Genomic DNA, 26,304 nt, shown 5'->3' with positions numbered 1-26,304 from the left:
GCTTTAGACAAAACCGGGGTGGGGTAAGGGAGATGGTGATATTGAATCATTGGATTCAAAACTACGTCTTCACAAACAGACGCAAAGAAAGGAAGACTTAGCAATCTCTGAATGCTGATGGTATATGAATTATTGTTGAAAAATAATGTTCTTTCGATTTAATGAATTCGGTTTTTGTCAAAATACTGCAAGATTCAACAGTATTCAGAATATCAAGACTATTGAAAGTTAGCGAAACAGATGTGGGGAACAATCCGCAACAACAATCTCAAAACAGTCAAAAGGCACTAAAGCGTGTTAAAACCGCCCTTGCCCTTGGTAGTAATATGGGAGATTCCCAGGCAATTTTAGAAGCAGCGATCGCAACTTTAGTCCAAACCCCAGGAATTTTTTTAGAAGCAAGATCCAATTGGTATAAAACCAAAGCCGTGGGGCCACCACAGCCAGACTACTTAAACGGCTGCGTCGCATTGCAAGTAGAAATGCTACCCCACGAATTATTAGAAAATTTACTCAAAATCGAGCGACAATTTGGGCGCGTGCGTCAAGAACGGTGGGGGCCGCGAACCCTGGACTTGGATTTGTTATTATATGATGACTTTATTGTCGATACACCAAATCTCCAAATACCCCATCCTGGAATGCGGGATCGCGCTTTTGTACTAGTACCACTTGCGGAAATCGCCTCAGATTGGGTAGAACCAGTTTCCGGGCGTGTTATTAAAGAGCTGCTCAAAGAGGTAGACTGTTCAGATGTACATTTATGGGCTGACGGTTGACAGTTAACCGTTAACAGTCAACAACCAACACAAAAAAATGTATCCCTTTCAATGCTATTGACAGCTTACAGGAATGCTAATTTTACCTGTTTATTGCAAAACTTTGCGGATTATATTGCCAGAAGTTGTAAAATATAGATATATTCCCACAGGTAATCACTTAATTTTCAGAAGGTGAAAGTCTTAATCTAGTTTGCCAAAAGTACGAGTTCTGTAGCTTCTTCCTTCATTGACCTCTAGTCAAAAATAGCGAGGTAATCAAATCAGGAATTTGTTAACAAAAGTAGTTCTGAGTGCATTCTGGAAATTGGATAGAAGTTGTGTTTTTCAAGCATGAAACTAAAACTTCTAAACTAATGAAATTGGATATTCGTCCATATAATTTTCAACTATTTACACATAATTCAAATTTGTTACTATGCCATTAGGTAGAGAATTGCCACAACTGTTGAAACAACGCTTGTTTCATAAAGGACGCAAGTTTGATTTTGAAGTTAATCGCTTGCGCTTACCCAATAAATCAGAAGGAGAATGGGAGTGTATTCGTCATCCCGGCGGCGCTTTGGCTGTGCCGGTGACGCCAGAAGGTAAACTTGTACTCGTGCGCCAGTATCGTTTTGCAGTTCAAGGACGGATATTAGAATTCCCTGCGGGGACTCTAGAATATAATGAAGACCCCTTAGAAACAGTAAAACGTGAAATTCAAGAAGAAACTGGCTATAGTGCTGAAAAATGGCACAAATTAGGAGAATTTTTCCTAGCGCCTGGCTATTCTGACGAAATTATTTATGCTTTTCTGGCTCAAGATTTACAAAAGCTGGAAACCCCACCACCCCAAGATGGAGACGAGGATATCGAAACTGTATTCTTTACTCCAGAACAATTAGAAAAAGCAATTCTCGACGGCGAACCGATAGACGCTAAATCAATTTCTAGCTTTTTCCTGGCGCGTCCATTTTTAGTGTAGTACCAATATGCTGCTAGAGTTAGCGATTGCAGATGCCTACGGTGCAGGCTTTGAATATGCTGACGAAATGCTCGTTAACAACGATTTGAGTCGATACGTGCAACACCCGCGTTTTCGACTCATTTCTGGCAGCTACACCGACGATACCCAGATGAGCATTGCCATTGCTGAAGTCATTGTTGCTCAAGCACCGTGGACGCCGGAAGTTTTAGCCGAAAGTTTTGTTACAGCCTTTAAACGCGATCCCAGACGGTAAATTTAACTTTTTCAATACTACGGCTTTTCGATAATATTACAGTATTTCAGATAGACTAAAGCTACCTAGTCCTGTTAAAGTAACTGATAAAATCTGATTTCAGGCTATAAAATCTCTGCGTTCTCTGTGCCTCTGTGGTAAAAAATTATCTTAGTTTTACCACACACGGACAACACGGAGATAAATTTTATTTTATCGAACGCATGAAACCCTATCCAGACATTTACTAAAGTCAAATAAAAATTGACTTCAAACAAAACTTATAACAGGATAACGACAAGAAGCATACAACTGTGAAATATGTGTCTGTATGCAAGATGCATAAATGTTTCAGGCAAATGAGAAAAAATACGAATTTTAACCGTGCTGGAAAACTGACTGCTCTTTTGTTCTTGATAACTCTCTTGCTCACACCTTGTGTAATTGTCAATGCAGGAGAACGCGGCGTCTTAATGAAATTTGGCGAAGTCCAAAACCAAATATTAGCAGAGGGAATTCACTTCATTATCCCTGTATACAATACTGTAAAAAAATTGAGTGTTAGAGTCCAAAAACAAGAAATCTCTGCGGAAGCTTCTTCTAAAGATTTACAAAACGTTTTCACAGATGTAGCTTTAAATTGGCATATTATTCCTCAGGAAGTAAATGCCATTTTTCAAGAAATTGGAGACGAAAAAAGTGTTATTGACAGAATCATTAATCCAGCAGTGGAAGAAGTATTAAAAGCTGTTATGGCAAAGTATACTGCTGAAGAAATTATTACTAAAAGAGGAGAAGTCAAAGCTGAAGTAGATGCTGCATTAACTACACGCCTGAATAGTTACCACGTTGCAGTTGATGATATTTCTCTCGTCCACGTCCATTTCTCCGAAAGATTTAGTGAGGCGGTGGAGGCCAAGCAAATTGCCGAGCAAGAAGCCAAACGAGCAGAATTTATTGCTTTAAAAGCAACAAAAGAAGCTGAGGCACAAGTTAATTTGGCAAAAGGAGAAGCTGAGGTACATCGATTATTACATAATGGACTAACTCCACAAATACTACAAAGGCAAGCAATACAAAAATGGGATGGAAAGCTACCGTTAATTGTCAGTAAAGATGCTCCCAAATTGATGAATATAGGTGAATTTTTAAAATTCAATCAAAATTGAAATTAATTTTGACGAAAAAGTTTACTGATGATTGTTGACTGTTGACTGAGAACTGGGAAAAATATTTTTCAGTCATGATTGTGCTATTTATCACATCAGCATCTAGTTTAAAAGTAGAAACTGGGAACTGGGGACTGGAAAAGTAAGATTTAAGCTATTGTTGTGTTTTTTATGACATTAATGCTTAAATTGAAATGATACATTAATCACTGTGGGTAAGACTGAAAGATGTTCCTGTGATTATCGTGATTTTGTTAAGAATTGTTAATTTTTTGATATTCAAAACAGGGAGTTGTTATTGACACGATTAATTGTATATGTAGGGGAATGATAATCATGTCCGCCAAATTACTTGTGATATGTCACTCAAAGGTGGCTTTTTTACGGGAACGGCTTTACTGAACCGCCAACGCAATGATAACTATTTAACCAGAGTTATATCAGCTATTACGCTTTGAAATTGCATAGTTACTCATACTTTTGACAGTTGACATTTAACAGAATTTTAGGCAAAAAAATATTCCATTGCTAATATTGACAGTTAACAGTCAACAGTCAGCAGTCAACATTAACATTGATTTTGTTTATTTTCTCTGTAGTATATTTTTCTCTAATCATTAATTTCTGATTTTTTATTCAGTTTGATTCACAAAATTATTTTGAATTTTAAATTAATTTAATTCCTGATATGGATGCTCAAAAAATCAGAATTTTGTTAGTTGATAAAAATTTAGAAAATTTAAATTTTTTATCAGATATCCTGCAAAATCAAGGCTATCAAGTTCAGAGTCTATTTTCTGGAAAATTAACAATTGATAGGGCATTTTCTTATCCTCCAGATTTGATTTTATGCAATGTTATTTTGCCAGATATAGATGTTTATCAAGTTTACCATCAATTGAAAAATCACCAAAAAACTCAAGACATAGCGCTCATTTTTTTTGGTAGTGGCGATGAATTATTTACCAAAGACAAGATTTTTGACTTTCACGATATTGATTGTATTACTCAACCATTTAACATTCAAGAAGTTTTGTTTCGCGTACAAAATCAACTGACTATCAAAAAGTTAAAAACACAGTTAAAACAAGAAATTCAAGAACGTCAACGCTTGACAATTGAATTAAATATTCGCAACAGGCAAACACAGGATATTCTCCCAGAAATTAGCGTTAACAAAGATTTAACAACAAATTTTAAAATTCTGGAAGATAGTGCGATTAAGCTCCGCACTCACAACTTAGTATTAACACGATTAGCGCAAAATCCAACCCTTTATCAAGGTGATTTAAAAGCAGCTTTGAGTGCAATTACAGAAACAGCTACCCAAAATATCGGAGTAGAACGAGCCAGTGTTTGGCTATATGACGACAAAAGGACGAAAATCCAATGTATTGACTTATTCCAAGCGAGTCTGAATCAACACAGCCAAGGAGTTTCATTATCCGCAGCCGACTATCCAGCTTATTTTGCAGCTTTGCAACAAGACCAAATAATCGCCACTGATAATGCTCACATTGATTCTAGAACCAAAGAATTTTCAGCTTCTTACTCAAGATTAAACATTACTTCTGTACTCGATACACCAATTAGGCTGGAGGGAAAAACAGTAGGAGTTTTATGTCTGGAAGCGGTGGGTGGTGTTCATTCTTGGACATTAGAAGACCAAAATTTTGCTCGTTCTTTGGGTAATTTAGTTTCTTTAGTACTGGAAGTACGCTGTCGCCAACGTGCAGAAGCGGCGCGACGCGCTTCTGAAAAAAAACTAGCATCGGCTTTTCGAGCATCTCCCGATCCTATTGCTTTAATTACTGTTCCTGACAAACGCTATATCGAAGTTAACGATAGCTTTTGTCGGTTTTTTGGTTATTCTCACTCTCAAGTGATCGATCGCACTGATGAAGAATTGAATATTTGGGTGAATCCAAAAGAATATAATCTGGTTACCTACACCCTGCAACACACTCAAGCCATTCGCAACCACGAAGTTGATTTTCGCACTTGTTCGGGAGAAATTAAAACGACTTTATTTAGTGCGGAAATGATGGACATCGACGGACAATGGTATGTACTAGGTACTGCCAAAGATATCACTGAACGCAAACAAGCAGAAAATGAAAGTCGTTTGTTGCTGTTGACAACCCAAGCCATCGCCCGCGCCAGTGATGTCAACAACGCCTTAAGAGTGGTTTTGCGTTTAATTTGTCAAACCATCGGCTGGGATTTTGGCGAGGCGTGGATACCCAATGAAGATAACACTGTTTTAGAACACAGTTTGGGCTGGTATGGAGAGGAAGACAGCTTAGAAGAATTCTGTTATCAAAGTAAAACTATTACATTTGTTTTCGGATCTGGATTACCAGGGCGAGTTTGGCAGAACCAGGAGCCAGAATGGATAGAAGATGTTTCCCAAGTAACAGAGCCGATTTTTTTGCGATCGCTACAAGCTGCAAAAGTAGGATTAAAAGCTGGTTTTGGCGTTCCCATACTGGCTGGAAACCAAGTATTAGCTGTTTTAGTGTTTTTTAAACGCAGTTCAGTATTAGTAGATCGGCGTTTGCTGTTATTGGTGAGTGCTGTTGCTGCTCAATTGGGTGGATTAATTAAACGCAAACGCGTTGAACAAGAATTGGGTTTAGCAAACGAACGCCTCCAATATTTGCTCACTTCTAGTCCTGTGGTGATTTATAGCAGCAAAACATCGGGGGACTTTAGCACTACTTTTATTAGTAAGAATGTGAGAGCAATGGTTGGCTACGAAGCAGCCGAATTTCTTGAAAATCCCTATTTTTGGCTCGATCGCATCCACCCAGAAGATGTAGAACTGGTGTCTAGAAAATTTAGCCAACTGGTTGAGCAAGAATACAAATCTTATGAGTATCGCTGGTTACACGCTGATGGAACTTATCACTGGTTCTACGAAAAGATGAGGTTAATTCGTGACGAAGCTGGGGAGCCGATAGAATGCGTTGGTTACTGGGCAGATATTAGCGATCGCAAACTAGCAGAGTTCGCTGTCCAAGAAGGTAGACAACGATATCAACTTTTAGCCGAAGCTTCCCCGGCTTGTATATTTTATACCGATCTTGATAGCAACATCTTATATTTTAATCAGCGTTGGAGTGAAATTACTGGTTGCACCGTTGAAGAATCTTTGGGCAAAGGTTGGATAAATGCTGTACATCCAGATGATTTAGAGCAACTGTTAACCGCATGGCATCAAGCAACAACATCTGGTACAAAGTATAAACACGAACATCGCTTATGTCATCAGAACAACTCAATTGTCTGGGTTATTTGTCAGGCTTTGCCGGAATTTACAGAGGATGGAGAAATTAAAGGTTATATCGGGATGATTACTGATATTACCGAAAGAAAATTGGCAGAAGAAGCCTTGCGTGAGAGTGCAGAACGGGAAAGAGCCATCGCCCAAGTGATTCAAAGGATGCGTCAAACACTGGATTTAGAGAGTATATTTGCAGCCACAACCCAAGAATTACGGCAAGTACTAAACTGCGATCGAGTTGCTGTGTATCGTTTCAATGCCAACTGGAGCGGCAAATTTATTTCTGAGTCAGTAGCAGACGGTTGGATTTCTTTAATGGAAGAACTGAAAAATGACCCCGATCTGACACAAGGAATGATAGAAAATGGTCGTTGCCTGATGAAAATTTTACATCGGTCAGATGAGCAAGCAAAAAATACTTTCCTCCAAGATTTGTACGCCCAAGGTGCGAGTTTTAGCTGCATCCCAGATATTTACAACGCTGAGCTTCATTCTATGTACATCAAACTCTTGGAACGGTTTCAAGCAAAGGCTTATATTATTGTTCCCATTTTATCTGGCAATCAGCTTTGGGGCTTGCTAGCAAGTTATCAAAATTCCGAACCCCGCCAATGGAAACCAGAAGAAGTCAACATGGTGGTTCAAATTAGTAATCAGTTGGCGGTTGCTTTGCAGCAAGCGCAATTATTGGCACAAATGCAAAGGCAATCACAAGCGCTGCAAGAAGCCGCCATCGTTGCTGATGCTGCTAACCGCGCCAAAAGTGAATTCCTGGCCAACATGAGCCACGAACTACGTACCCCACTCAATGCCATCCTTGGTTTTACTCAACTCATGAGCCATGATGATGCTTTGTCTAGCGAACATCAACAAAATCTAACAATCATCAACCGTGCAGGCGAACATCTTCTCAACTTAATCAACGACATTTTGGAAATGTCAAAAATCGAAGCTGGGAGAATGACATTGAATCTCAGCAGTTTTGACTTAATTCACCTTTTGCAAAATCTTGAAGAAATGTTGCGTTTCCGCGCCACTTCCAAAGGATTAGAGTTGGTATTTGAATATACATCTGACTTGCCCCACATTGTCCAAGCCGACGAAAGTAAACTGCGTCAAGTCTTGCTCAACCTCCTGGGAAATGCAATTAAATTTACCGATACTGGCAGGGTGATGTTGAAGGTGGGCATGGGGCACGGGGCAGGGGGCATTGGAGATGAGGGAGACAAACAATTCAAAATTCAAAATGATGCTTACGGACAGGGCTTAACTGCGCTAACACAATTCAAAATCAAGAACCATCCTTCTGCCTCTCCCAATACCCAATGCCCAATGCCCAATGCCCATCTTTACTTCGAGATTGAAGATACTGGTTGCGGTATTGCTCCAGAAGAAATTAACTTGTTATTTCAAGTTTTTGGGCAAACTGAAACCGGCAGGAAATCCCAACAGGGCACAGGATTGGGTTTAGCAATTAGCCGTAAATATGTGCAACTTATGGGGGGAGATATTAGTCTCACTAGCACTGTTGGGAAGGGAAGTAAATTTAGCTTTGATATTCAAATTAGTTTAGCCGCAGCTAGTGAAGTACACGTCAAACAGACTAGACGGCGAGTTGTCAGTTTAGCACCTGGTCAAAATCAATACCGTATTTTAGTAGTTGATGACTCTACAGATAGCCGTTTAGTATTAATAAAAATTCTTAGAAGCATCGGTTTTGTTGTGGAAGAAGCTGCAAATGGTCAAGAAGCGATCGCACTTTGGGAGCAATGGCAACCACACCTGATTTTAATGGATATGCGGATGCCGATTATGGACGGCTACGAAGCGACAAAAATTATTAAAACTAAAGAAATTGAATCGAAACAACAAATTTTTCATTTCCCCACTGTCCATAGTCACACTATAATTATTGCCTTAACTGCTCATGCCTTTGAAGAACAACGAGAGGCAATGATTAAAGCGGGTTGTGATGATTTTATTAACAAGCCTTTCCGTGAAGCAGAATTACTAGAAAAATTGCAAGAATATTTACAAGTTCAATATATTTATCAAGAACAAAGCTATCAGATTGTACCAGACCAAGAGAAAGCAGAATCAATGTTAACCCTGACAGATTTAGCTGCCATGATATCTGCAATGTCACCTCAATGGGTGAAACAAATCTACAATGCTGCTGCTCAATGTAGTGATGACTTAATTTTACAGTTGATTGAGGAAATTCCACTAGAAAATGCTGCCCTGCGAGACTCCATCGGTAATTTAGCTCATAATTTCGAGTTTGAGAAAATTATGGAGTTGACCAAATAGTTACAGGACTGAAGTCATTAATATTTAAATTTCAATGTTTTGAAAATGTTCAACTGTGGGAAATGGCTCGTAAAAATGATGTAGAAGTTTCTTCCATTGTTGATACTCAATAGAACCTCGAAATCCCACAGTATGAGATTCTAAGGTTTCCCATTTTACAAGTAATAAATATTTTCGTTCTACTTCTATGCATCTATGCAATTCATGGGATAAATATCCATTCATTGATGCAATAATTTGAGAAGCTTGTTTGAAATTCATTTCAAAATCGGATTCCAAACCTGGTTTGACATTCAGGATCGCAGCTTCAAGAATCATGTAGTTTTGGGCGAGAATTAAGTTTCAAAGTAGACCCGGTTTAAAATAGCAGATGAAGTAAAATTGGAAGCCCACACTTTACCATCAGGTCAACGTGGGCAATTCACAATCATAAATCATCTTTACAATCGTTGTAGCAAATTCAAACCGTGGGTATCAGTACCACAGGTATTGAAAAGAACGTATTCATCAGCCAGCTTTTGCACTTGTTCTGATTCCAAACCGCTGGGTTTCCAGGGGTTGGGGTTATTGTAGGCATAGAAAGCTTCTACACCATCGATACCTTTTTCGGCCGCAGCTGGAATCAAGTCAAAATGCGATCGCCTGTAACGTGCAGGATGAGCTAAAACTGCCAATCCGCCGGCTTCATGAATGGCAGCAATCACATTATTTGCTTGATATTCTTTGCCTGTAGTCGGTCTTCTTTGTAGATAGGGTTTGATACTGGGGTGGTCTAGCTCAAAAGCATAAGCCAAAATGTGAACTTCTGTTTCTAAAAGGTTGGCATTGATTTCAACACCACTCCACAATAGAGGAGTGCTTGCACCAGGATTATTCCACTTCCAATCCTCTAACCAAGCTTGTGCAGCTTGATAGCCACCAACAGTGTGATGATCGGTAATCGCAAACCCCCTTAAGCCAATAGCGATCGCCTGTTCCATCAATTTACTTGGCTGCAACCTGCCATCTGAATGGACAGTGTGCATGTGAAAGTTGAATAACGTAGGACAACTATGTGCATCAATGTTCTGAAATACTTGCCTCAACATTTCTGTAGAAGCAGTAGTGCGGGCCAAATTTACAACCATAACCCTCTCTAAACAAAAATATATATTCCTAACACACTAAAACGCCACACATACAGATGAGAAATACTCAGAACTATAAATTAGTCCTGACAGCTAATTTCTCAGCTTTATTAGCCAATTTTTCGATATGTTAAGACTACGTTAGCAAATCTCAACGTCAGTAGTCATGGTTTGTTTGAATTACCTCATAAATTCAGTGGTGACAAATATTGCATATAAAAATTGTGTGTCTCATTAACCTTAGACACTAATTTATTAGCAGAGAAAATATAGCAGTCGAAGCATAGTTGAAGACATAAATTTACAGTAACACCCAGACACCAAGAGACTTTCTTTCCCTATTGCCTCTTGCCTGTTGCCTTCCCTTTTCCCCTTTCCCCTTTCCCCGAACCATATTAGGGTATCTGTAGCAAACATTTTTTGAATCGGTATAACTCTACTAAGCTAAAAATAAATTTGCTTTTTTGTGTAAAAAATATCTATCACAATGGTAATCCTACTAATTCTCCTGCACCAGTAATGACTTCACCGATGGCAAAAGCTGGAATTTCATGGGATTGAAAATGGCTAATTGCCTGCTCGACTTCATCAGGTGACACCAGCAATACAAATGCAATTCCCATGTTGAATGTGTTGTACATAGCTTGGGGACTAACTTCTCCTGCTTCAGCTATCCACTGAAATACAGGAGGAATTTTCCAACTGCTGCTGTGAATTTTTATTGCTTGACCTTCTCCCAAACATCTAGGCAAATTTTCTGGCAAACCACCACCTGTGATGTGAGCCATACCATGAATTGATAAACCTGCTTTTAGCGCTGCTAGAACCGGCTTGACATAAATGCGCGTGGGTTTGAGGAAAGTTTCGCCGATAGTTTCACCGCCTAACAATTCTGGAGTATCGCTCCAAGAAAAGTTACCATCGCTGACAATCTTTCGTACTAAACTAAAACCATTACTGTGTACGCCCGTACTAGCGAGGGCGATCGCTACATCTCCTACTTTTACCTGAGAACCATCCAACATCTGGCTTTTTTCCACAATTCCCACACAAAACCCAGCCAAATCGTACTCACCTACTTGGTAGAAACCAGGCATTTCTGCCGTTTCTCCCCCCAATAAAGCGCAACCAGCTTGCTTACATCCAGATGTAATACCCGCAACCACATCAGTTAATTGCTCTTTATCCAACTTCCCGGTTGCTACATAATCTAGAAAAAACAGCGGTTCAGCACCAGATGTCAGCACATCATTCACACACATCGCCACCAAATCAATGCCAACAGTATCATGGCGATTGAGAATGTGAGCAATTTTCAGCTTTGTTCCCACTCCATCTGTTCCCGAAACTAAAACTGGTTCCTGAAAACCTCCTGGTAGTTGAAAGCAGCCACCGAAGCCACCCAATCCACCAATGACCTCCGGTCTGAAAGTACTGTGAACCAAATTACGAATTTGATTTACAAAACCCCGACCAGCCTCAACATCAACTCCAGCATCGCGATAATCCATTGCTGAGTACACCCCGATTTATTTCAGTTAGAAGTGAAAAATTATAGCAGTCAAAGCATAGCTTAGGACATAAACTGCTCCTAAAACTTCCTTCGTTGTGAATTGTGTTCATGGAGTCTCTTGCATAAAAAATTTTTTGTCTCACGCATACCGCCAAAGGCGTTCCCGCAGGGTAGACGCAAAGAAAAGAGTGAACAAAAGGACTTTTGCAAGAAGTCTAATGACAATATCAGCGTTGCGTAAATCCTATTTAAAATACTTCATCTTCAATACCGCGCCACCATTCCCCTAAATTCATTAAATCTTGGAAAATATCTTCTAATTCTTTGTTGTAAGCATCGTCTGTTAACGTAGCTCGACGTTCTTGCAATTTTTTGAGACGCAGTTGAACCAATAGCCAAGGTTTACTGATGCTATTTGTTGCTTCAATATATTGTGCTAAGTCTTTACTATCCATATACCTTAACATCTAACTATTTTTAAGATACAGGAGGCAGTACCCTTGTAGCTTAGACTTCTAAGAGAAGTTGGGAAAAGGGAAAGGGGAAAGGGGGTGCATGTTTGGTATTTTCCCTTTCCCCAATAAAGATGCATTCCTTTGACCACAAGAGTGCAAAAAGCAATTGATTGCAAGAAGTGATACCAATTTCAAAAATGATTGCGACAGATGTATAGCCAAAAGCGATTACTACTAACTGTTTCACAATCCAAAATCTAAAATCTAAAATCCAAAATGGTATGACTTGAAACAAGCAACGCCATAAAAAGATAATCCCCATAAATAAATTTAGGGGATTTATAATGAACGTCTTATTTCTTCACTCTCTGGGTATTGAAATAAATGTTTTTATTTCGTTCATAACGAAGTTGGGTTTTGCGTAAGTCCTAATTATGAGTCTTGGTTGAGAGTTTGTAACTCTTCTTCGACTACGCGCAACACCCGTGCAATGTATTCTGCACGCAACTTTTCTCGCTGATTAATTACTTTGGCCTCCGGTTGATAACCTTCAATTTCACTAGTGGATAAAATACCTTTAGCTTCTAGCAATCGTTCAATGGTATCGAGGCGATCGCGTAGTACAGATACTTCACCAGTTAAAGCCATAACCATCGCCAATAATTTATCAATTTGCGGATTCTCTAAGTAAACTGGTCGTTTACCCTTGGCTGTTTTTGCCATCTTAACTCCAATTCTTTAAAAAATAAAATGCCTTTTGGGCAGGGAATAGATTTAGAAACCTACTGTGGTATTGGATAACAGGGAAAGTAATACCAATTCAAAATTCACGCATCAAGAAAATCAGACAGAACAAGTATGTATCTGTCGCGTTTTTTTTCAATTGGTATGGGTTTATTTATCAAACAGAATACATACGTCAGTCGTCAAAATACAGGAAAGGTATTTTGTGCGACTCGAAGAAGCTACGCTATCAGTGGCGGGTCTGAATCCCCCACTGAAAGATTGCTGAATTCTGTTAGCGGTAGCGGGGCGTTTAGCCCATTCTGTATTCTGAATTCTTCTTCAATAAAGAAATCAAAACACAAACTTGTAAATTCCCTTAATTCAAATTAGGGAATTTACAAGTTTGCCTATTCCCTGTTCCCTCCTAATTCACTTAGTTGCAGCAACTACAAACCAAGTACCAAAACTCTTGGACTTATCGCCTTGAGCTTTCCATGCACCATTAGGAACAAATTTCTCAAATGTCTTATCTGCTGAAAAACCCGCCTCAGTGGCTATGGTGACCAAATCCAAATCGCGTACAGCACTCCAGAAGGGTTCGTTGTTGTTAGCAGTTTCCCAATCAAAAACAAATTGCATGTAGGCATCCATGTGACGATACAAGGGTGCTTCTACATGGAGCATCATTCCACCAGGAGCCAGTAGACGATAACATTCTTGCATCACCTTACGCACGGCTGGGGGGGGAATTTCATGTAGCAAAATGTGAGAAACCACTAAGTCAAAGGATTCATCTGCAAAGTTGGTGTGTTCGGCATTTTGTTGAGAAAAGTGTACGCGTTTGCCCAAAGATTCGGCTCTTGCATGACCATAACGCAGCATAGAAGCGCCAATGTCTATGGCGTGGACTTCTGCATCTGGGTAAGCATCTACATAGGGCAATGTACTGTGACCTACAGAACATCCCATATCGAGAATTTTTCTCGGTCGAAAGTCGGGAAACTCTGGTAAGAGATAGTTTTGGACTAGAGATAGCCCCATATCATCGTTGAGTGGCCCCAACCAACCCACACCATAAACATAGGCACCGCGATCGTAAACTGCACCGGCGGTGACATCATCAGCAATAAATTCGCTGTGATATCCCCCAGGCATACAATGAATATCCACAGCCTTTTGATAAGTAGGTGTTGAAAAATTTGGGTCGATAGTTAAAGTACCTAGTTCGCCACCTTTGTCTTTGGCACGTTCAATTAACTCTGGCAGTTGCCTATCAACGCTAGTATTTACAGCATCCCATAACATTTCTTGGCTGATTCGTTTCAGGACACCAGTCCAACGATAGTAGGGTTCCTCCTCCATTGCTTGCCGAATTTCATAACGGTTTTGGGGAGGACGCTGGTGTTCTCGCTCAAACTTTGGCTTGGCTACTTTTTCATAGATTACTTTATTGCCAGGAGAGAGATTGCGAAAAATGTGTAATTTTAAACTTTGGACAAACTCTTGGCGTGCCAACTCGTCTTGAGTGGTTTTCGGTAGCATAGGGTGTTGGAGTTGTTGATCCATTGTTAATTTCTCCCCTAGATTCAACGTATATTTACTTATGCTGGATTTAAAAATTTGGCTACTGTTTGCACATCTTTATCACCGCGTCCAGAGCAGTTGATGATAATTCGAGGACTGTCGGTGAGTTGGGGACACAGAGTTTCCAAGTAGGCGATCGCATGGGCTGTTTCCAATGCGGGAATAATTCCTTCTAATTGCGATAATCTCTGGAAGGCTGCTAAAGCCTCTGCATCCGTGACGCTATAGTATTCCGCCCGACCAATATCTTTTAAATAGCTATGTTCTGGCCCCACGCCGGGATAATCTAACCCCGCACTAATCGAGTGTGCCTCAATAATTTGTCCATCTTCATCTTGCAGCAAATAGCTCATGGCTCCGTGTAATACACCAACTCGCCCTTTTGTCAAGGTAGCTGCGTGTTTTTCGGTGTTGACGCCTTCTCCAGCTGCCTCAACTCCAATTAAGCGTATATTAGGTTCATTGAGAAACTCATAAAATAGTCCCATAGCATTGGAACCGCCACCCACACAGGCCATGAGGATATCAGGCAATCCACCCCATTTTTGGACTGCTTGGGCGCGGGTTTCTTCACCGATGACTGCATGGAAATCACGTACCATCATTGGGTAAGGATGAGGCCCTGCCACTGAACCCAAGATGTAATGAGTAGTTTCCACATTCGTCACCCAATCCCGAATTGCTTCGGAAGTGGCATCCTTGAGGGTTCCGGTTCCTGCTTCCACCGGACGCACTTGTGCGCCCATCAAGCGCATTCTAAAGACATTCAGCGCTTGGCGTTCCATATCATGAACGCCCATATAAATTACGCATTCGAGTCCAAAACGAGCGCAAACCGTAGCTGTGGCTACTCCGTGTTGTCCAGCACCAGTTTCGGCAATAATTCGCTTTTTGCCCATACGCTTTGCTAACAATACCTGACCAAGGGCATTGTTAATTTTGTGAGCGCCAGTATGATTTAAATCTTCACGTTTTAAGTAAATTTGTGGCCCTGTGCCATCGGGACGGGCATAATGAGCGCTTAGGCGTTCCGCGAAATACAATGGTGTGGCACGTCCTACATAGTCCCTTAACAACTGCTGTAGTTCTGCTTGAAACCCAGGATCGTTGCGGTACTGCTGATAAGCTGTTTCTAACTCAGTAAGAGCAGGCATTAGCGTCTCAGGTACATACTTACCGCCAAAGCGTCCAAAGCGGCCTAGCGCATCGGGAACTTGAGTAGTTGAATTTGTAGACAGGGGAGTAGTAGTCACAGGCTAATTTTGATGAGGGAAATAACTTAATTATTATAAGAAAGTCTAGGCCTATATGTGGATTGCAGGAGTGTGACAAAATTTAACTGTGGTTAAAGCCCTGTAAATCACTTTAGAACTTCAAACCAAATCTCCAGATCTGACTTACGGCGAGTTTTATCAATGCGGCAAGAAATACATTCTCACAATTGTCAAAGGTAAATTTATGTCGTTAGTGAGGATTAATCTCTCAGAAGAAATATTTAGCGATCGCCGCAGGAATCTAGAAAAATTAAAGCACCTAGACTGTAGAGCGAGTTAAACCGTGAGGACTTGCCTGCTATAATTAATTTTTATCAAAAAAGAATTCAGGAGTCAGGAGTCAGAATTCAGAATCGAATTGGAGTCTGACTGGTAAATGAATAAGTGGGTTTAAGACCCCCTCCAAATTTAAAATTTGGTGGTCTTCTCCCAAGGGGAGACGCTACGCGAACAATCAGTCGCGGGTCTGAATCCCCGACTGATTGATTCTGACTCCTGAATTCTGACTTCTGAGTTCTTCTTCAATTACTTTGAGATAAATTTTCCACTGCTTTGAAATTTTTATTAAGAAAAATTTTATGTCTTCTTCCAATTCCAAATCTTCTGATAAAAACTTTGTCTACCGCGAATTTGGTAACGATAACTCCGCCGCCATAGAAAGACCAATTCCAGAATTGCCTCCACAACAACAAAATTTGAGAGTACAAGCGACCCGCGCCGGACGCAAAGGTAAAACCGTCACTGTGATTACCGGTTTTCACACCAAACCAGAAACCTTGGCAGATTTACTCAAACAGTTGAAAACTCAGTGTGGCACAGGCGGAACAATTAAAGATAACGAAATTGAAATTCAAGGCGACCACAAACAGAAAATTGTCGAGATTTTGACCAAGCTAGGCTACAAAGCCAAAATCAGCGGCGGCTAATGTCTAAATCAGTGCGGTTTACCGAATATCAACCCCAATTTAAATTCACAAGGCCGATGTTATCTTTGAGGAGTGTTGTAAATATAAACATGCTTGAAGGGTGATGTATAACTTGCCTAGCAAGCTGTTTGTCATGAAATTAACAGGAGGTTTAAATGGATTTAGTTCGGATTCTGTGTGCAATTTTCCTACCGCCTTTGGGAGTTTTTTTGCAAGTAGGTTTTGGTATAGACTTTTGGATTAATATAGTTTTAACGCTGTTTGGTTACATTCCTGGGATTATTCACGCAGTGTGGATTATTGCGAAGAAATAATGATTTTAAGGGTTAGTTGAGTGTACCAATTTCGGCGTTAAAGATGCTGAAGAAAGTTTGTGTAGAGGTGATTGATGAATTGCCTCTACAGAATTCAGAACTCAGAATTCAGAATTCAGAATTTAGAATTAATAAAGTTTAGATATAGAAACTTGATAAATTAATCAACTGGTCTTAGTGAATTAAGTAGAACGACTTAAAACAACTAAACTATGTTAAGTAATGCAAAAAGTTTTGTATTGAGTTCTTAATAAGGACTAAAGTCCTTATTACGAACCTTTAATTATTTACACCGCTCTACTTAGTTGTGAGAATTTAACTTATAATTGTGGCGATCGCTTTTCATTAAAAAAGTACTTGTGAAGAAAAATATTAGCGGATGCTCTCAATCTTCAAGCGTAATTATCGGATCTCTGATTGAGAGAATACGCTGCCAATGTTGATGGATCAGGTAATTATAGTTACTCCTCCGGTATCCAAATCGTAACGACCGCCGACAATTTTTAATTTACCGGATTCTAAACGCTCACTTAAGAGTTGCGATCGCTTCAGTCTGGCAATTTGATATTGCACGTTGGCAACCACAGCATTTTCCACCGCGTCCCCTGGCTGAAGTTTGGCATTTTTCACCACCGGCTTAATTGCTTCAACAAAGCTACCAATATCGCCGAGTAAGGCTTCATTTTTCACAGCTGCGGTAACGGCTCCACATCGCTCATGACCAAGCACCATCAGCAGTGGCGTACCTAATAAAGCAACGGCATATTCGATACTACCCAAGGATTCTGGCGTGACAATATTTCCGGCGAGGCGGACATCAAAGATGTCTCCAATACCCTGGTCAAAAATAATTTCTGCGGGTACTCGCGAATCCGCGCAACTCAGGATAGTTGCAAATGGATGTTGTGCTTGAGCAACTTCCTGCAATCGAACCGCAGTTTGATCGGGATATTGGGGTTTATGCTCAACAAATCGCTGATTTCCCTCTATTAACTTTTGCAATGCGGCGTCGGGACTTGGAGTTTGAGGAGGCAATTGTGCGGCTTTTACTTGTTCAACTCGCCAGAGGAAATCACTGGCAGTTAGCATCATTCCGAATGCTCCTGTGACCCCTAACTTTAAAAAGTCACGACGTTCCATGAAATGCTTCATTGGATTTATATTTCTTTTATAAAGATGCAACACATTTCATCGAGCGGATTTCCATTACGTCGGAAACGTAACAAGTGCCTCCAAACTTGTTGAGCAGTGGTCTGATGTTTTCAACAACAGGTTTGAGTTGTTCTGGCATACAAAACGCGATGATGTAGACATTATCAAGCATGGTCATGTCTAAATCTTCCGTTGTTCCTCGCAATCCTTTGCCAGCAACATTTCGGATGACAGCGTGACCGTGTACGCCAGACTTGTCTAGGGTATCTAATATTTTGCCAAGCTCAAAAGAGTTGGCGATAATCTCTATCTTTTTCACTAGATGCATGTTGTTACCTCCAAAACAGGTTAATTCCGTAGAGATATAACGGAATTCCCACAATGATATTGAACGGGAATGTCACTGCTAGAGCTGTAGAAACGTAAAGACTAGGGTTTGCTTCTGGAACAGTCATCCGCATGGCAGCCGGCACAGCAATGTAAGAGGCACTAGCACACAACACTGCGAATAAAAGGGAATCACCCTGAGGCATACCGATAAATTTGGCGATCGCCAACCCAATAACCGCATTAACTATCGGAATTAGTATTGCAAATAAAATCAGAAAAACTCCGGTTTTTTGCAAGTCTTTAATTCTCTTGGCAGCAACTAGTCCCATATCCAAGAGAAAGAAGCTGAGAACACCATAAAATATCCCCTGAGTAAAAGGTTCTAAAGTTTTCCCGCCACGTTCTCCTGTTAAGAAGCCTATTATCAGGCTACCAACTAAAAGAAAGACTGAACTGTTAAGAAATGCTTCTTGTAAAACTTCTCCCCAGGCAAACTCTCGCTTTTCATCCACGGAGAACAGATTCACCAGAATTAGACCAACAATGATGGCTGGAGATTCCATCAAGGCCAGAGCTGCTACCATATAGCCATCAAAAGTAATACCAAGCTCGTTGAGAAAGGCACTAGCGGTGATGAAGGTCACAGCACTGATAGAACCATAAGTTGCAGCGATCGCCGCAGCATCGTAAATATCTAACTTGAGCTTGAGGATAAAAAACGTATAAACCGGTACTACACAAGCCATCAACATGGCTGCTATCAGTGTCAGAATTACTTCCTGAGTGATTCCGCTTTTGATCAGTTCTACCCCTCCTTTAAAACCAATCGCCAACAGCAGATAAAGCGAAAGCAGTTTCGGCACTGGTGGAGGAATTTCTAGATCTGACTTGACAAAAACCGCAGTCATACCTAGAAAGAAAAACAGCACTGGGGGATTGAGGATGTTGGATACTATCAAGCTGACATCCATTTCCACCCCTCCTGATGCTTGTAATGTTGGGAATTAGAGAAATTTTTCATTTCAAAAAATTTAATGGCTCGATCATGATGTATCGTGTCTTGTTACCCCATGTCAATTAGACGATGAAAAAGTTGACCTACTAGAGATGGAGTTTTTGGGTATGGGGTAATGAGGAGTAATTGATTCACCAATTCACAAATTTTGACTTCTTTTTTAAGAAAATGTAATTAAAAACTGAAATACTCTTGCATAATTCCCCAATCTACCTCTGATAAATGGAAAACAGTAAATTTTACAAGTCTGTTTTTGATAACGGTAATTACCAACAGCTAACTCTTTTCCCATATCAGCGAAAAATATACTACCACTGGGTTTTTATCCCATAAATTTATAATTCTGTATCTCTCTTACAAATATTGAGAGAGGTCAAGTTTAAGGATAGCCTTGTAGGGAATTATTTCCAGGTTAGGTCTGTATTGGACTAACTGCAAAGCTCTATGAAAACCTAACTCTAATATGGGGTCATTTCCAACTATGAAAATTTGAGGATTAGTTTTATGACACAGCCAAGTTTGCCCCAAGATGATAGCCCTGAGCAACAGTTACAGCGAAAGCAAGAGATTGCACGTCAACGGGAAGATTATCAATATGGCGAAACAGCGGGAATACTTTTGATTAAAGAATTGCCACAGTCAGAAATGTTTTCATTTAAATATTTACTGGAGCGAGATAAAAGTTTAATATCATTAATCGCCAATACTTTGGCAACTAATATTGATAATGTTTTCGATCCCTTCGATAGTTTAGAAGACTATCAACAGATGTTTCCACTGCTGCCCAAACCTTCGACATTGCAAACATTCCGCAATGATGGTGTTTTTGCTCGTCAGCGCATTGCTGGTGCTAACCCGATGGTAATTGAGCGGGTAGTGGGAAAATTACCCGATAACTTCGCAGTTACAGATGCCATCTTTCAAAAAATTATGCTAACTCAAAAGACGTTAGCCGAAGCGATCGCAGAGGGCAGAATTTTCATCACCAATTATCAGGGGCTTGATGGACTCACTCCAGGAACCTACGAACAAGGAACAAAAACCATTGCTGCTCCCTTGGTGTTGTACTGCTGGAAACCCGTAGGTTATGGAGATTATCGCGGAAGTTTGACTCCAATTGCCATTCAACTCAATCAGCAACCCCATCCAGAAAACAATCCAATTTATACACCAATGGATGGAATGCATTGGTTTATGGCAAAAATCTACGCTCAGATGGCTGATGGCAACTATCATGAAGCTATCAGCCATCTGGGACGAACTCATTTGGTATTAGAGCCATTTGTCTTAGCAACTGCCAATGAACTAGCACCCAATCATCCTCTTTCAGTGTTGCTAAAACCCCATTTTCAATTCACCCTAGCAATCAATGAACTGGCACGGGAACAATTGATCAGCCCAGGTGGCTACGCAGATACCCTGCTAGCTGGAACCCTGGAGGCCTCCATCACCGTTATTAAAGCAGCTATTAAAGAATATCTGGAAAACTTCAGTGAGTTTGCCTTGCCCAAGGAATTAACTAGGCGAGGAGTGGGGGAAACCGATGTGGATGGACAGGGAGAAAACTTTTTGCCGGACTACCCCTATCGGGATGATGGTTTACTATTGTGGAAAGCAATTGAGGCTTACGTTAGCAATTATTTAGATCTCTATTACACATCTCCAGTCCAGATTATTAAGGATACAGAACTACAGAATTGGGTGCAAAAGTTAATATCTCCAGAGGGGGGTGGTGTCAAAGGATTAGTGCCCAATGGTCAATTGCAAACTGTGGAACAGTTAGTGGCCATCGCCACCCAACTAATTTTTATCAGTGGGCCTCAGCATGGTGCGGTGAACTATCCCCAATACGACTACCTCGCCTTCGTACCCAATATGCCGTTAGCTACTTATGCACCACCTCCTAGCCGCGATCGAGAAATTAATGAAGCCACAATTTTGAAGATTCTCCCCCCACAAAAGCTGGCGGCAAAGCAACTAGAGTTGATGAGAACTCTCACTGTTTTCCAACCAAATCGCTTGGGCTATCCAGACAAAAACTTTGTCGATGTCCGCGCTCAGAATGTTTTGCGGCAATTCCAGGCAAAATTACAAGAAGTAGAGCAAGTGATTAATCAGCGAAATCAGACGCGCCTTGAACCTTATACCTTTCTTTTACCCTCCAATGTACCTAATAGCTTAAATATTTAGCGTCAACGGCTAGAAGTTCCACACTGTAATGTCAGTTCAGTATGGGTAGTTCGTTCTTTCTTGTTCGTAGCAGTAAAGATTTTCAGGTAGCAGTTCTCGACTGAATACAATACAGACCATTTGTAGAGGCACGGCAGTCCCGCGCCCTAATAAACTAATGGACGCTAAAAAAGCATAAGTAGGCCGATGTAAATAATTATTGTTGGGATAAGGCAGGGGGCAGGGAGCAGGGAGCAGGGGGAGAAAGAGTTTGAGCCTTATTTACTTTTCTTTACATAGTTTGGTTTTATTTCACCGACTTACTTAACTACACTAGCGTGGTTGTTGACTGTTAACCCTTAACTGTCAACAGTCAACAATCTAATCGAGTCAATGTGCAACTTCAATGCAGAATAGTTAATCTGAATTCTTGTTTTGAAAGTCGAATTTACAAAGCCAAAAAAAAGGAATAGACAATATGTCTACAAATTCAAAATTTGAATTTGTATTAGGTATTTTTTTGCAAGCAAGAATTGGAAAATGGTAAATAAAAAATGACCAATGATATTAATCACATTCCTGGGCCTGCTCCTCAATTTTTAATTGGTAATGCTTTAGATTTTGTGGGTACGCCCTCTCATATCAGATTGTATGAATATGCCTTGGCTTATGGCGATATTATGCGCTTTTGGTTATTCAATCAAGCCAGTATTTTGATTAATGATCCAGCCTTAATTGAGCAAGTCTTAGTGAGCGATCGCGATTCCTATTATAAAAATTCTCCCCGAAAAGCAGCAGAACCAGTGATGGGAGACAGTCTTTTCTTAAGCAATGGTCGAGATTGGGAATTTAAACGCCACAATCACCCCTTTTCAGCAACCCACATCAATAACTATTTTGAGCAAATTTTACCGATTATTCGAGAAACAACCAATAGTTATCTAGAAAACTTACAGCCTAGTTCCACACCTAAATCTGTAGAGTTCTTTGGCGAACTGGTGAAATTGTCTTTTCGCATCTTCGGGCTGACAATCTTGGGTTCAGCAATGAATAGCGACTATTTCGAGGCTTTTAATACATTGATGCAAGAAATGAACAATCGGGGAGGACAGCAATTTTTACCCTATCCCCTATCGCTAAATCCCAAATTTTGGTTGCAGCGCCAGCAATGGAATAACTTTATTGAAAAGCAAATTTCTCAAAGTCAACAGCATTCCTCTCCAAAAGGAATAGATTTGTTGTCTTTTGTGATTCAGGACACAGCCCTATCAACAACACAATTGCGAGACGAGTTGTCTACAACCTTTACCGCAGGCACAAGAAATGTGGCGGAAGCAGTAGCAGCAGTCTTGTTTTTATGTGCTAAAAACCCAGCAGCAATGCAAAAACTAGAATCAGAAATCACTACTTTTCTGGAAGAACACAACAACGAATTTCAGCAAGCTGATGTCAATTTACTCAAATATCTTGATTTGGTAGTTAAGGAAGCTTTGAGGTTATATCCTGCTGTACCTTTATTTATTCGGGAAGTTCTTCCAGGACGAACAGTGACCTTAGGAAGCTACAGAATTCCAGAAAGAACCCAAGTTTTTATCAGTAGTTGGTCATTCCACCGTAATCCTAAACATTGGCAAAACCCTGATGACTTTGTCCCAGAACGTTTTACTAATGTACCTCCTTCTTTCCACTATTTCCCCTTTGGTGCTGGCCCTCGACAGTGCATTGGTATGGCATTTACCTTACTTTGTACCAAGGTGATGTTAATTAATATACTGTCGCAATACTCGCTGGAACTTGAGCCTGGTACTAACTTCGATACAACATATTTTTCTGGTACGATTATGCCTGACAAGGGTTTTTGGATTAAGCTGACTAAAAAGTAAACTACTCACACCTACCCACAAAATCAAGTGTAGACTTTTAGTCCCTACTCGCTACCTTGATTAATCATTTTTCAGTTGACACACCACTAATAGATGAAAAGTTCGTAGTAAGCACTTTAGTGCTGAAAAATCAAGGACTAAAGTCCTTACTACGAACATTTTTTCCTACAAAAATAATGGGACAGAGGACTAATTTATAGGACTCATATTTGATTTTTGAAAAAAAACTAGGTACATTTCTACTCTCTTTTCCCTGTTCTCTTCCTATGGTGCTTGCGCTGCGCCTCCGCGCAGCACACAAGTATGTTCAGTTATCAAATCGGATTCCTATACATATTCCATTCCAAAAGCAAGGGACAGTTACGCAATTGCCATTCCAAGGTTGAAACATTCAAATCTTTGATTAATCCAGTACTGATATTTAGTACCCAGCCATGAACTATGGGCGCTTTTGAGGTATAAAGTACCTGACGCATGATTGAAGTTTGGTAGAGATTCTTTACTTGGGCTGCAACGTTCATTTCCGCTAAATAGTTCAGGCGTTCTTCTCTGGTTGGTAAGGCGTCAATTTCTGCTTTTTTTTGTAAATACAATTCACGAATCGGATTTACCCAGTTATCAATAATTCCGATGGTTTTCCATTCTAAAGCCGCTTTAATTCCTCCGCAATCATAATGGCCGCAAACGATAATGTGTTTCACTTCCAGATGTAGAATTGCGTATTCTAAAACGGCTAAAAAATTCATGTCTGTGAGAGAAACCTGATTTGCAATATTACGATGTACAAATAATTCTCCTGGCTCTGTACGGGTAAAATTTGTTAACGGTAAACGACTATCAGAACAACCAATATACAGAAATGGTGGTGTTTGTCCGCTAGATAATTCTTCAAAGTAATTCGGGTTGAGAGCCAGTTTTTCAGCAACCCACGCCTGATTATTTTTGAAGAGTTGATTAATGCTGTTATATTTCATTCTTTCATCAAATCTGAGAGAGAATTTTGCAGAACACTTCAGAATTCAGGACGCAGAGTTTAGACTTAATTCTCTAGAATACACAATTTAATTTTGACTGATGGCTGATTTTTTTATTTGGTTTTTTAGAAAAATTTTAGCTGTCCATCACTAGACTTCTTGCAGAAGTCGGGAAAAGGGTAAGGGGAAAGGTTTTGTGTTTTTCTTTTCCCCAATAAAGATGTACCCCTTTTTTCATCTCTTGCAAAAGTACTTTTTGCAAGAGGTTTACTCTCTCCTCAACTATGCTGCAAATACTATGCAGTCAATAAGATACCCGACTTTTTATATCAGCCGGGTATCTTAATTTGATAATTTTCAGAAACAAAATATGATTGCTATAGGATGTCTAGATATTTTGCAGGGCAGAGACCGTTTAGTGGTAAGCTAACCTAACAACTAACAAAAATTTGAACTTAAAACATTTAATACTTATTGCAAAAATGATTGCAACTGATGGATTCACTAAACCGAGATGCACCAAGAATTGGCAATCCAAAATACACAATTCAAAACGGTATCAGTTTCAATCAGGGGCAATAACTTTGTTACCGTTATGATGGTTGATTGACCAACGGTGATCGACACCAAGAGAGGAAAACTGGCAATTTTCTTCTAGTCGTTTTTGTTGCACAGCAGCTTTCCGCAGTGTAATAATTAGCTGATTAACTTGATAGCGTAAATCTGGATTATCATTTACGGCTGACATTGTTTGTCTTTCTAAAAGTTGAAGTATAAGTTCGTAGTGGATAGGCGAAGGTAGGGGAATTTGCTCCATGTAGTTAGAGTTTCATTTCAAATTTGGGATTTTTGATGAGTCAGAGTTTGTCTTTGATGCTCAGATAACTAGAAACTGAACATCAAACTGTTCTCTTATTAAGAAATTGTTACACAATAATTAACTAATTGTTTAGGTTTTTGATTTGCTTAGCGATAAAGATTTAGCAAAGATATTGCTCTTATTAGGCAGCAAAATGCTGTATATCTACCTATAGTATGCCCAATTGTTAAACTATTATGCACAGTTGCCCTGCAAGGAGCAGGGTGTTTGTTGTTAGAAATTCCTGGGTAATAAAGGAGCGATCGCACCGCCGGGATCTGGTTGTTTCACCAAAGATTCTCCAATGAGTACAGCGGATGCACCTGCCTTAACTACTAAACTCAAGTCATCTGGTTTGTGCAGTCCTGACTCGCTGACAACTAGGATGTTTTTTTGTTGTAATTGACTACCTCTTGCAGCCAAAAGTTGGCAAGTAGTTTCAAGGTCAACAGAAAAATCTTCTAAATTGCGATTATTAATTCCTACTAAGGAGACTCCATCTAAAGCTAACACACGATCCAGTTCTGCCAAACTATGGACTTCAATCAAGGCTGCCATTTTCAAGTTGTTGGCAATTTTGAGGAAGTATTGTAAATATTGATCGGTAAGGATAGCCGCAATCAACAAAATGGCATCTGCACCTTGAATTCGTGCCCAGTACATCTGATACGGATAGATGATGAAATCTTTGCACAGTAAGGGCAAATCTACAGTAGCGCGAACCTTTGCTAAATTCTCAAAGCCGCCTTGAAAAAATTTGGCATCTGTCAACACAGAAAGACAGCTAGCACCACCTTGTTGATAGGATTGGGCGATGGCTACTGGATCGAAATCTGCTCGTAAAACCCCTTTACTAGGAGAAGCTTTTTTCACTTCCGCAATTACCGCTGGCTTTGTTTTTCCTTGACGCAAAGCTGCTACAAAATCACGGGTTGGTGCTGCGGAAAGTACTTGATGTTGCAATTCCCGTAAAGGTAACCTTTCCCGCATTTGGTCAACTTCTTGTTCTTTATGCCAAACAATTTCTTCCAAAATATTGTTTGGCTCTGAATTAGGCACAGCAGCTTGATAACGTAACGTAGATACGGCAATAGCTGGATTAGGTGAACGGCGACGGATTTGCATAATCAGTGCTGAGTAGGAGTTAAGAGTTAGGAGTTAGGAGTTAGGAGTTAGGAGTTAGGAGTTAGTGAGTTAGGAGTTAGTGAGTTAGTGAGTTATGAGTTATGAGTTATGAGTTATGAGTTATGAGTTAGG

General features: G+C 40.1%; 22 protein-coding genes. 9 read left to right on the top strand and 13 right to left on the bottom strand.

Annotated features, from left to right (window positions below; translation table 11 throughout):
* Window positions 1–242: 242 nt before the first annotated feature.
* The 5 genes from folK (at window position 243) to GNE10_RS03175 (ending at window position 8,746) form a co-directional block, all read left to right on the top strand.
* Window positions 243–779, top strand: coding sequence for a 2-amino-4-hydroxy-6-hydroxymethyldihydropteridine diphosphokinase (folK, locus tag GNE10_RS03195; protein WP_244917928.1), 537 nt, complete (start codon window positions 243–245; stop codon window positions 777–779).
* A gap of 418 nt (window positions 780–1,197) precedes the next feature.
* Window positions 1,198–1,746: an NUDIX hydrolase gene (locus GNE10_RS03190; protein WP_185563613.1), complete on the top strand. Its 549-nt coding sequence runs from the start codon at window positions 1,198–1,200 to the stop codon at window positions 1,744–1,746.
* Between the two features lie 7 nt (window positions 1,747–1,753).
* Window positions 1,754–2,002, top strand: coding sequence for an ADP-ribosylglycohydrolase family protein (locus tag GNE10_RS03185; RefSeq protein ID WP_260446759.1), 249 nt, complete (start codon window positions 1,754–1,756; stop codon window positions 2,000–2,002).
* Between the two features lie 338 nt (window positions 2,003–2,340).
* Complete coding sequence (locus tag GNE10_RS03180) at window positions 2,341–3,150, top strand: prohibitin family protein (RefSeq protein WP_185563612.1); 810 nt, start codon at window positions 2,341–2,343, stop codon at window positions 3,148–3,150.
* A 688-nt stretch (window positions 3,151–3,838) separates the two neighbouring features.
* On the top strand, window positions 3,839–8,746 hold the full coding sequence (locus GNE10_RS03175) for a PAS domain S-box protein (RefSeq protein ID WP_185563611.1): 4,908 nt from the start codon (window positions 3,839–3,841) through the stop codon (window positions 8,744–8,746).
* 24 nt (window positions 8,747–8,770) lie between these two features.
* Here the strand turns inward: GNE10_RS03175 and GNE10_RS03170 are convergent, their stop codons facing one another.
* The 7 genes from GNE10_RS03170 to trpB all read right to left on the bottom strand — a co-directional run bounded on the left by GNE10_RS03170 (window position 8,771) and on the right by trpB (window position 15,404).
* Window positions 8,771–9,064 carry an antibiotic biosynthesis monooxygenase gene (locus GNE10_RS03170; RefSeq protein ID WP_099065782.1) on the bottom strand — a complete coding sequence of 98 codons (294 nt, stop codon included), beginning with the start codon at window positions 9,062–9,064 and terminating at the stop codon, window positions 8,771–8,773.
* 122 nt (window positions 9,065–9,186) lie between these two features.
* Window positions 9,187–9,873 (bottom strand): PHP domain-containing protein, encoded by a 687-nt coding sequence (locus tag GNE10_RS03165; RefSeq protein WP_099065783.1) that lies wholly within the window; start codon window positions 9,871–9,873, stop codon window positions 9,187–9,189.
* Between the two features lie 482 nt (window positions 9,874–10,355).
* Window positions 10,356–11,384, bottom strand: coding sequence for a phosphoribosylformylglycinamidine cyclo-ligase (purM, locus tag GNE10_RS03160; protein WP_185563610.1), 1,029 nt, complete (start codon window positions 11,382–11,384; stop codon window positions 10,356–10,358).
* Between the two features lie 250 nt (window positions 11,385–11,634).
* On the bottom strand, window positions 11,635–11,841 hold the full coding sequence (locus GNE10_RS03155; protein ID WP_185563609.1) for a hypothetical protein: 207 nt from the start codon (window positions 11,839–11,841) through the stop codon (window positions 11,635–11,637).
* Window positions 11,842–12,273: 432 nt separating this feature from the next.
* A complete protein-coding gene (locus GNE10_RS03150) occupies window positions 12,274–12,564 on the bottom strand; it encodes a hypothetical protein (protein WP_099065786.1) in 291 nt (96 codons plus the stop codon).
* Between the two features lie 432 nt (window positions 12,565–12,996).
* On the bottom strand, window positions 12,997–14,133 hold the full coding sequence (locus GNE10_RS03145) for a class I SAM-dependent methyltransferase (protein WP_185563608.1): 1,137 nt from the start codon (window positions 14,131–14,133) through the stop codon (window positions 12,997–12,999).
* A gap of 35 nt (window positions 14,134–14,168) precedes the next feature.
* On the bottom strand, window positions 14,169–15,404 hold the full coding sequence (trpB, locus tag GNE10_RS03140; protein WP_099065788.1) for a tryptophan synthase subunit beta: 1,236 nt from the start codon (window positions 15,402–15,404) through the stop codon (window positions 14,169–14,171).
* Between the two features lie 599 nt (window positions 15,405–16,003).
* On the opposite strand from trpB, the gene GNE10_RS03135 reads away from it, so the two are divergent.
* Window positions 16,004–16,351 carry a translation initiation factor gene (locus tag GNE10_RS03135; protein WP_099065789.1) on the top strand — a complete coding sequence of 116 codons (348 nt, stop codon included), beginning with the start codon at window positions 16,004–16,006 and terminating at the stop codon, window positions 16,349–16,351.
* Window positions 16,352–16,506: 155 nt separating this feature from the next.
* Complete coding sequence (locus GNE10_RS03130; protein WP_099065790.1) at window positions 16,507–16,665, top strand: YqaE/Pmp3 family membrane protein; 159 nt, start codon at window positions 16,507–16,509, stop codon at window positions 16,663–16,665.
* A gap of 447 nt (window positions 16,666–17,112) precedes the next feature.
* On the opposite strand, the gene GNE10_RS03125 is transcribed toward GNE10_RS03130, so the two are convergent.
* The 3 genes from GNE10_RS03125 to GNE10_RS03115 are packed head-to-tail and all read right to left on the bottom strand — an operon-like array spanning window position 17,113 to window position 19,118.
* Complete coding sequence (locus tag GNE10_RS03125; protein ID WP_185563615.1) at window positions 17,113–17,805, bottom strand: carbonic anhydrase; 693 nt, start codon at window positions 17,803–17,805, stop codon at window positions 17,113–17,115.
* A gap of 28 nt (window positions 17,806–17,833) precedes the next feature.
* The gene (locus GNE10_RS03120; RefSeq protein ID WP_096539644.1) at window positions 17,834–18,145 is read right to left on the bottom strand and encodes a P-II family nitrogen regulator; all 312 of its coding nucleotides are present in this window, start codon (window positions 18,143–18,145) and stop codon (window positions 17,834–17,836) included.
* 4 nt (window positions 18,146–18,149) lie between these two features.
* Window positions 18,150–19,118: a sodium-dependent bicarbonate transport family permease gene (locus tag GNE10_RS03115; protein WP_185563607.1), complete on the bottom strand. Its 969-nt coding sequence runs from the start codon at window positions 19,116–19,118 to the stop codon at window positions 18,150–18,152.
* Between the two features lie 548 nt (window positions 19,119–19,666).
* Between GNE10_RS03115 and GNE10_RS03110 the strand changes: the two genes are divergently transcribed.
* Both GNE10_RS03110 and GNE10_RS03105 read left to right on the top strand, forming a co-directional pair.
* Entirely contained in the window at window positions 19,667–21,352 is a 1,686-nt protein-coding gene (locus tag GNE10_RS03110; protein WP_185563606.1) for a lipoxygenase family protein, read from the top strand.
* A gap of 533 nt (window positions 21,353–21,885) precedes the next feature.
* Window positions 21,886–23,214, top strand: a complete 1,329-nt coding sequence (locus tag GNE10_RS03105; protein ID WP_185563605.1) for a cytochrome P450 — start codon at window positions 21,886–21,888, stop codon at window positions 23,212–23,214.
* Window positions 23,215–23,528: 314 nt separating this feature from the next.
* Here the strand turns inward: GNE10_RS03105 and GNE10_RS03100 are convergent, their stop codons facing one another.
* The 3 genes from GNE10_RS03100 to trpC form a co-directional block, all read right to left on the bottom strand.
* Window positions 23,529–24,188, bottom strand: a complete 660-nt coding sequence (locus GNE10_RS03100; RefSeq protein WP_185563604.1) for a carbonic anhydrase — start codon at window positions 24,186–24,188, stop codon at window positions 23,529–23,531.
* 565 nt (window positions 24,189–24,753) lie between these two features.
* Window positions 24,754–25,005: a DUF5340 domain-containing protein gene (locus GNE10_RS03095; protein ID WP_185563603.1), complete on the bottom strand. Its 252-nt coding sequence runs from the start codon at window positions 25,003–25,005 to the stop codon at window positions 24,754–24,756.
* A 276-nt stretch (window positions 25,006–25,281) separates the two neighbouring features.
* Complete coding sequence (trpC, locus tag GNE10_RS03090; RefSeq protein ID WP_185563602.1) at window positions 25,282–26,172, bottom strand: indole-3-glycerol phosphate synthase TrpC; 891 nt, start codon at window positions 26,170–26,172, stop codon at window positions 25,282–25,284.
* Window positions 26,173–26,304: the final 132 nt, after the last annotated feature.

It is taken from the genome of Nostoc sp. 2RC, from assembly GCF_014222165.1.
In the GTDB taxonomy this organism is placed as follows: domain Bacteria; phylum Cyanobacteriota; class Cyanobacteriia; order Cyanobacteriales; family Nostocaceae; genus Nostoc; species Nostoc linckia.
The sequence above is the reverse complement of the archived record's forward strand: the minus strand, read 5'-3'. Positions and strand labels throughout refer to the sequence as shown.

What these genes read in the sequence shown, in the direction of transcription:
- GNE10_RS03190 (WP_185563613.1), top strand. Translation starts at nt 1,198, where the DNA reads ATGCCATTAGGTAGAGAATTGCCACAACTGTTGAAACAACGCTTGTTT.
- trpC (WP_185563602.1), bottom strand. Translation starts at nt 26,172, where the DNA reads ATGCAAATCCGTCGCCGTTCACCTAATCCAGCTATTGCCGTATCTACG.
- GNE10_RS03105 (WP_185563605.1), top strand. Translation starts at nt 21,886, where the DNA reads ATGACCAATGATATTAATCACATTCCTGGGCCTGCTCCTCAATTTTTA.
- GNE10_RS03150 (WP_099065786.1), bottom strand. Translation starts at nt 12,564, where the DNA reads ATGGCAAAAACAGCCAAGGGTAAACGACCAGTTTACTTAGAGAATCCG.
- GNE10_RS03110 (WP_185563606.1), top strand. Translation starts at nt 19,667, where the DNA reads ATGACACAGCCAAGTTTGCCCCAAGATGATAGCCCTGAGCAACAGTTA.
- GNE10_RS03135 (WP_099065789.1), top strand. Translation starts at nt 16,004, where the DNA reads ATGTCTTCTTCCAATTCCAAATCTTCTGATAAAAACTTTGTCTACCGC.
- GNE10_RS03145 (WP_185563608.1), bottom strand. Translation starts at nt 14,133, where the DNA reads ATGGATCAACAACTCCAACACCCTATGCTACCGAAAACCACTCAAGAC.
- GNE10_RS03185 (WP_260446759.1), top strand. Translation starts at nt 1,754, where the DNA reads ATGCTGCTAGAGTTAGCGATTGCAGATGCCTACGGTGCAGGCTTTGAA.
- GNE10_RS03165 (WP_099065783.1), bottom strand. Translation starts at nt 9,873, where the DNA reads ATGGTTGTAAATTTGGCCCGCACTACTGCTTCTACAGAAATGTTGAGG.
- GNE10_RS03180 (WP_185563612.1), top strand. Translation starts at nt 2,341, where the DNA reads ATGAGAAAAAATACGAATTTTAACCGTGCTGGAAAACTGACTGCTCTT.
- GNE10_RS03170 (WP_099065782.1), bottom strand. Translation starts at nt 9,064, where the DNA reads ATGATTCTTGAAGCTGCGATCCTGAATGTCAAACCAGGTTTGGAATCC.
- GNE10_RS03115 (WP_185563607.1), bottom strand. Translation starts at nt 19,118, where the DNA reads ATGGATGTCAGCTTGATAGTATCCAACATCCTCAATCCCCCAGTGCTG.
- GNE10_RS03095 (WP_185563603.1), bottom strand. Translation starts at nt 25,005, where the DNA reads ATGGAGCAAATTCCCCTACCTTCGCCTATCCACTACGAACTTATACTT.
- GNE10_RS03100 (WP_185563604.1), bottom strand. Translation starts at nt 24,188, where the DNA reads ATGAAATATAACAGCATTAATCAACTCTTCAAAAATAATCAGGCGTGG.
- GNE10_RS03155 (WP_185563609.1), bottom strand. Translation starts at nt 11,841, where the DNA reads ATGGATAGTAAAGACTTAGCACAATATATTGAAGCAACAAATAGCATC.
- GNE10_RS03125 (WP_185563615.1), bottom strand. Translation starts at nt 17,805, where the DNA reads ATGGAACGTCGTGACTTTTTAAAGTTAGGGGTCACAGGAGCATTCGGA.
- GNE10_RS03130 (WP_099065790.1), top strand. Translation starts at nt 16,507, where the DNA reads ATGGATTTAGTTCGGATTCTGTGTGCAATTTTCCTACCGCCTTTGGGA.
- GNE10_RS03175 (WP_185563611.1), top strand. Translation starts at nt 3,839, where the DNA reads ATGGATGCTCAAAAAATCAGAATTTTGTTAGTTGATAAAAATTTAGAA.
- purM (WP_185563610.1), bottom strand. Translation starts at nt 11,384, where the DNA reads ATGGATTATCGCGATGCTGGAGTTGATGTTGAGGCTGGTCGGGGTTTT.
- GNE10_RS03120 (WP_096539644.1), bottom strand. Translation starts at nt 18,145, where the DNA reads ATGCATCTAGTGAAAAAGATAGAGATTATCGCCAACTCTTTTGAGCTT.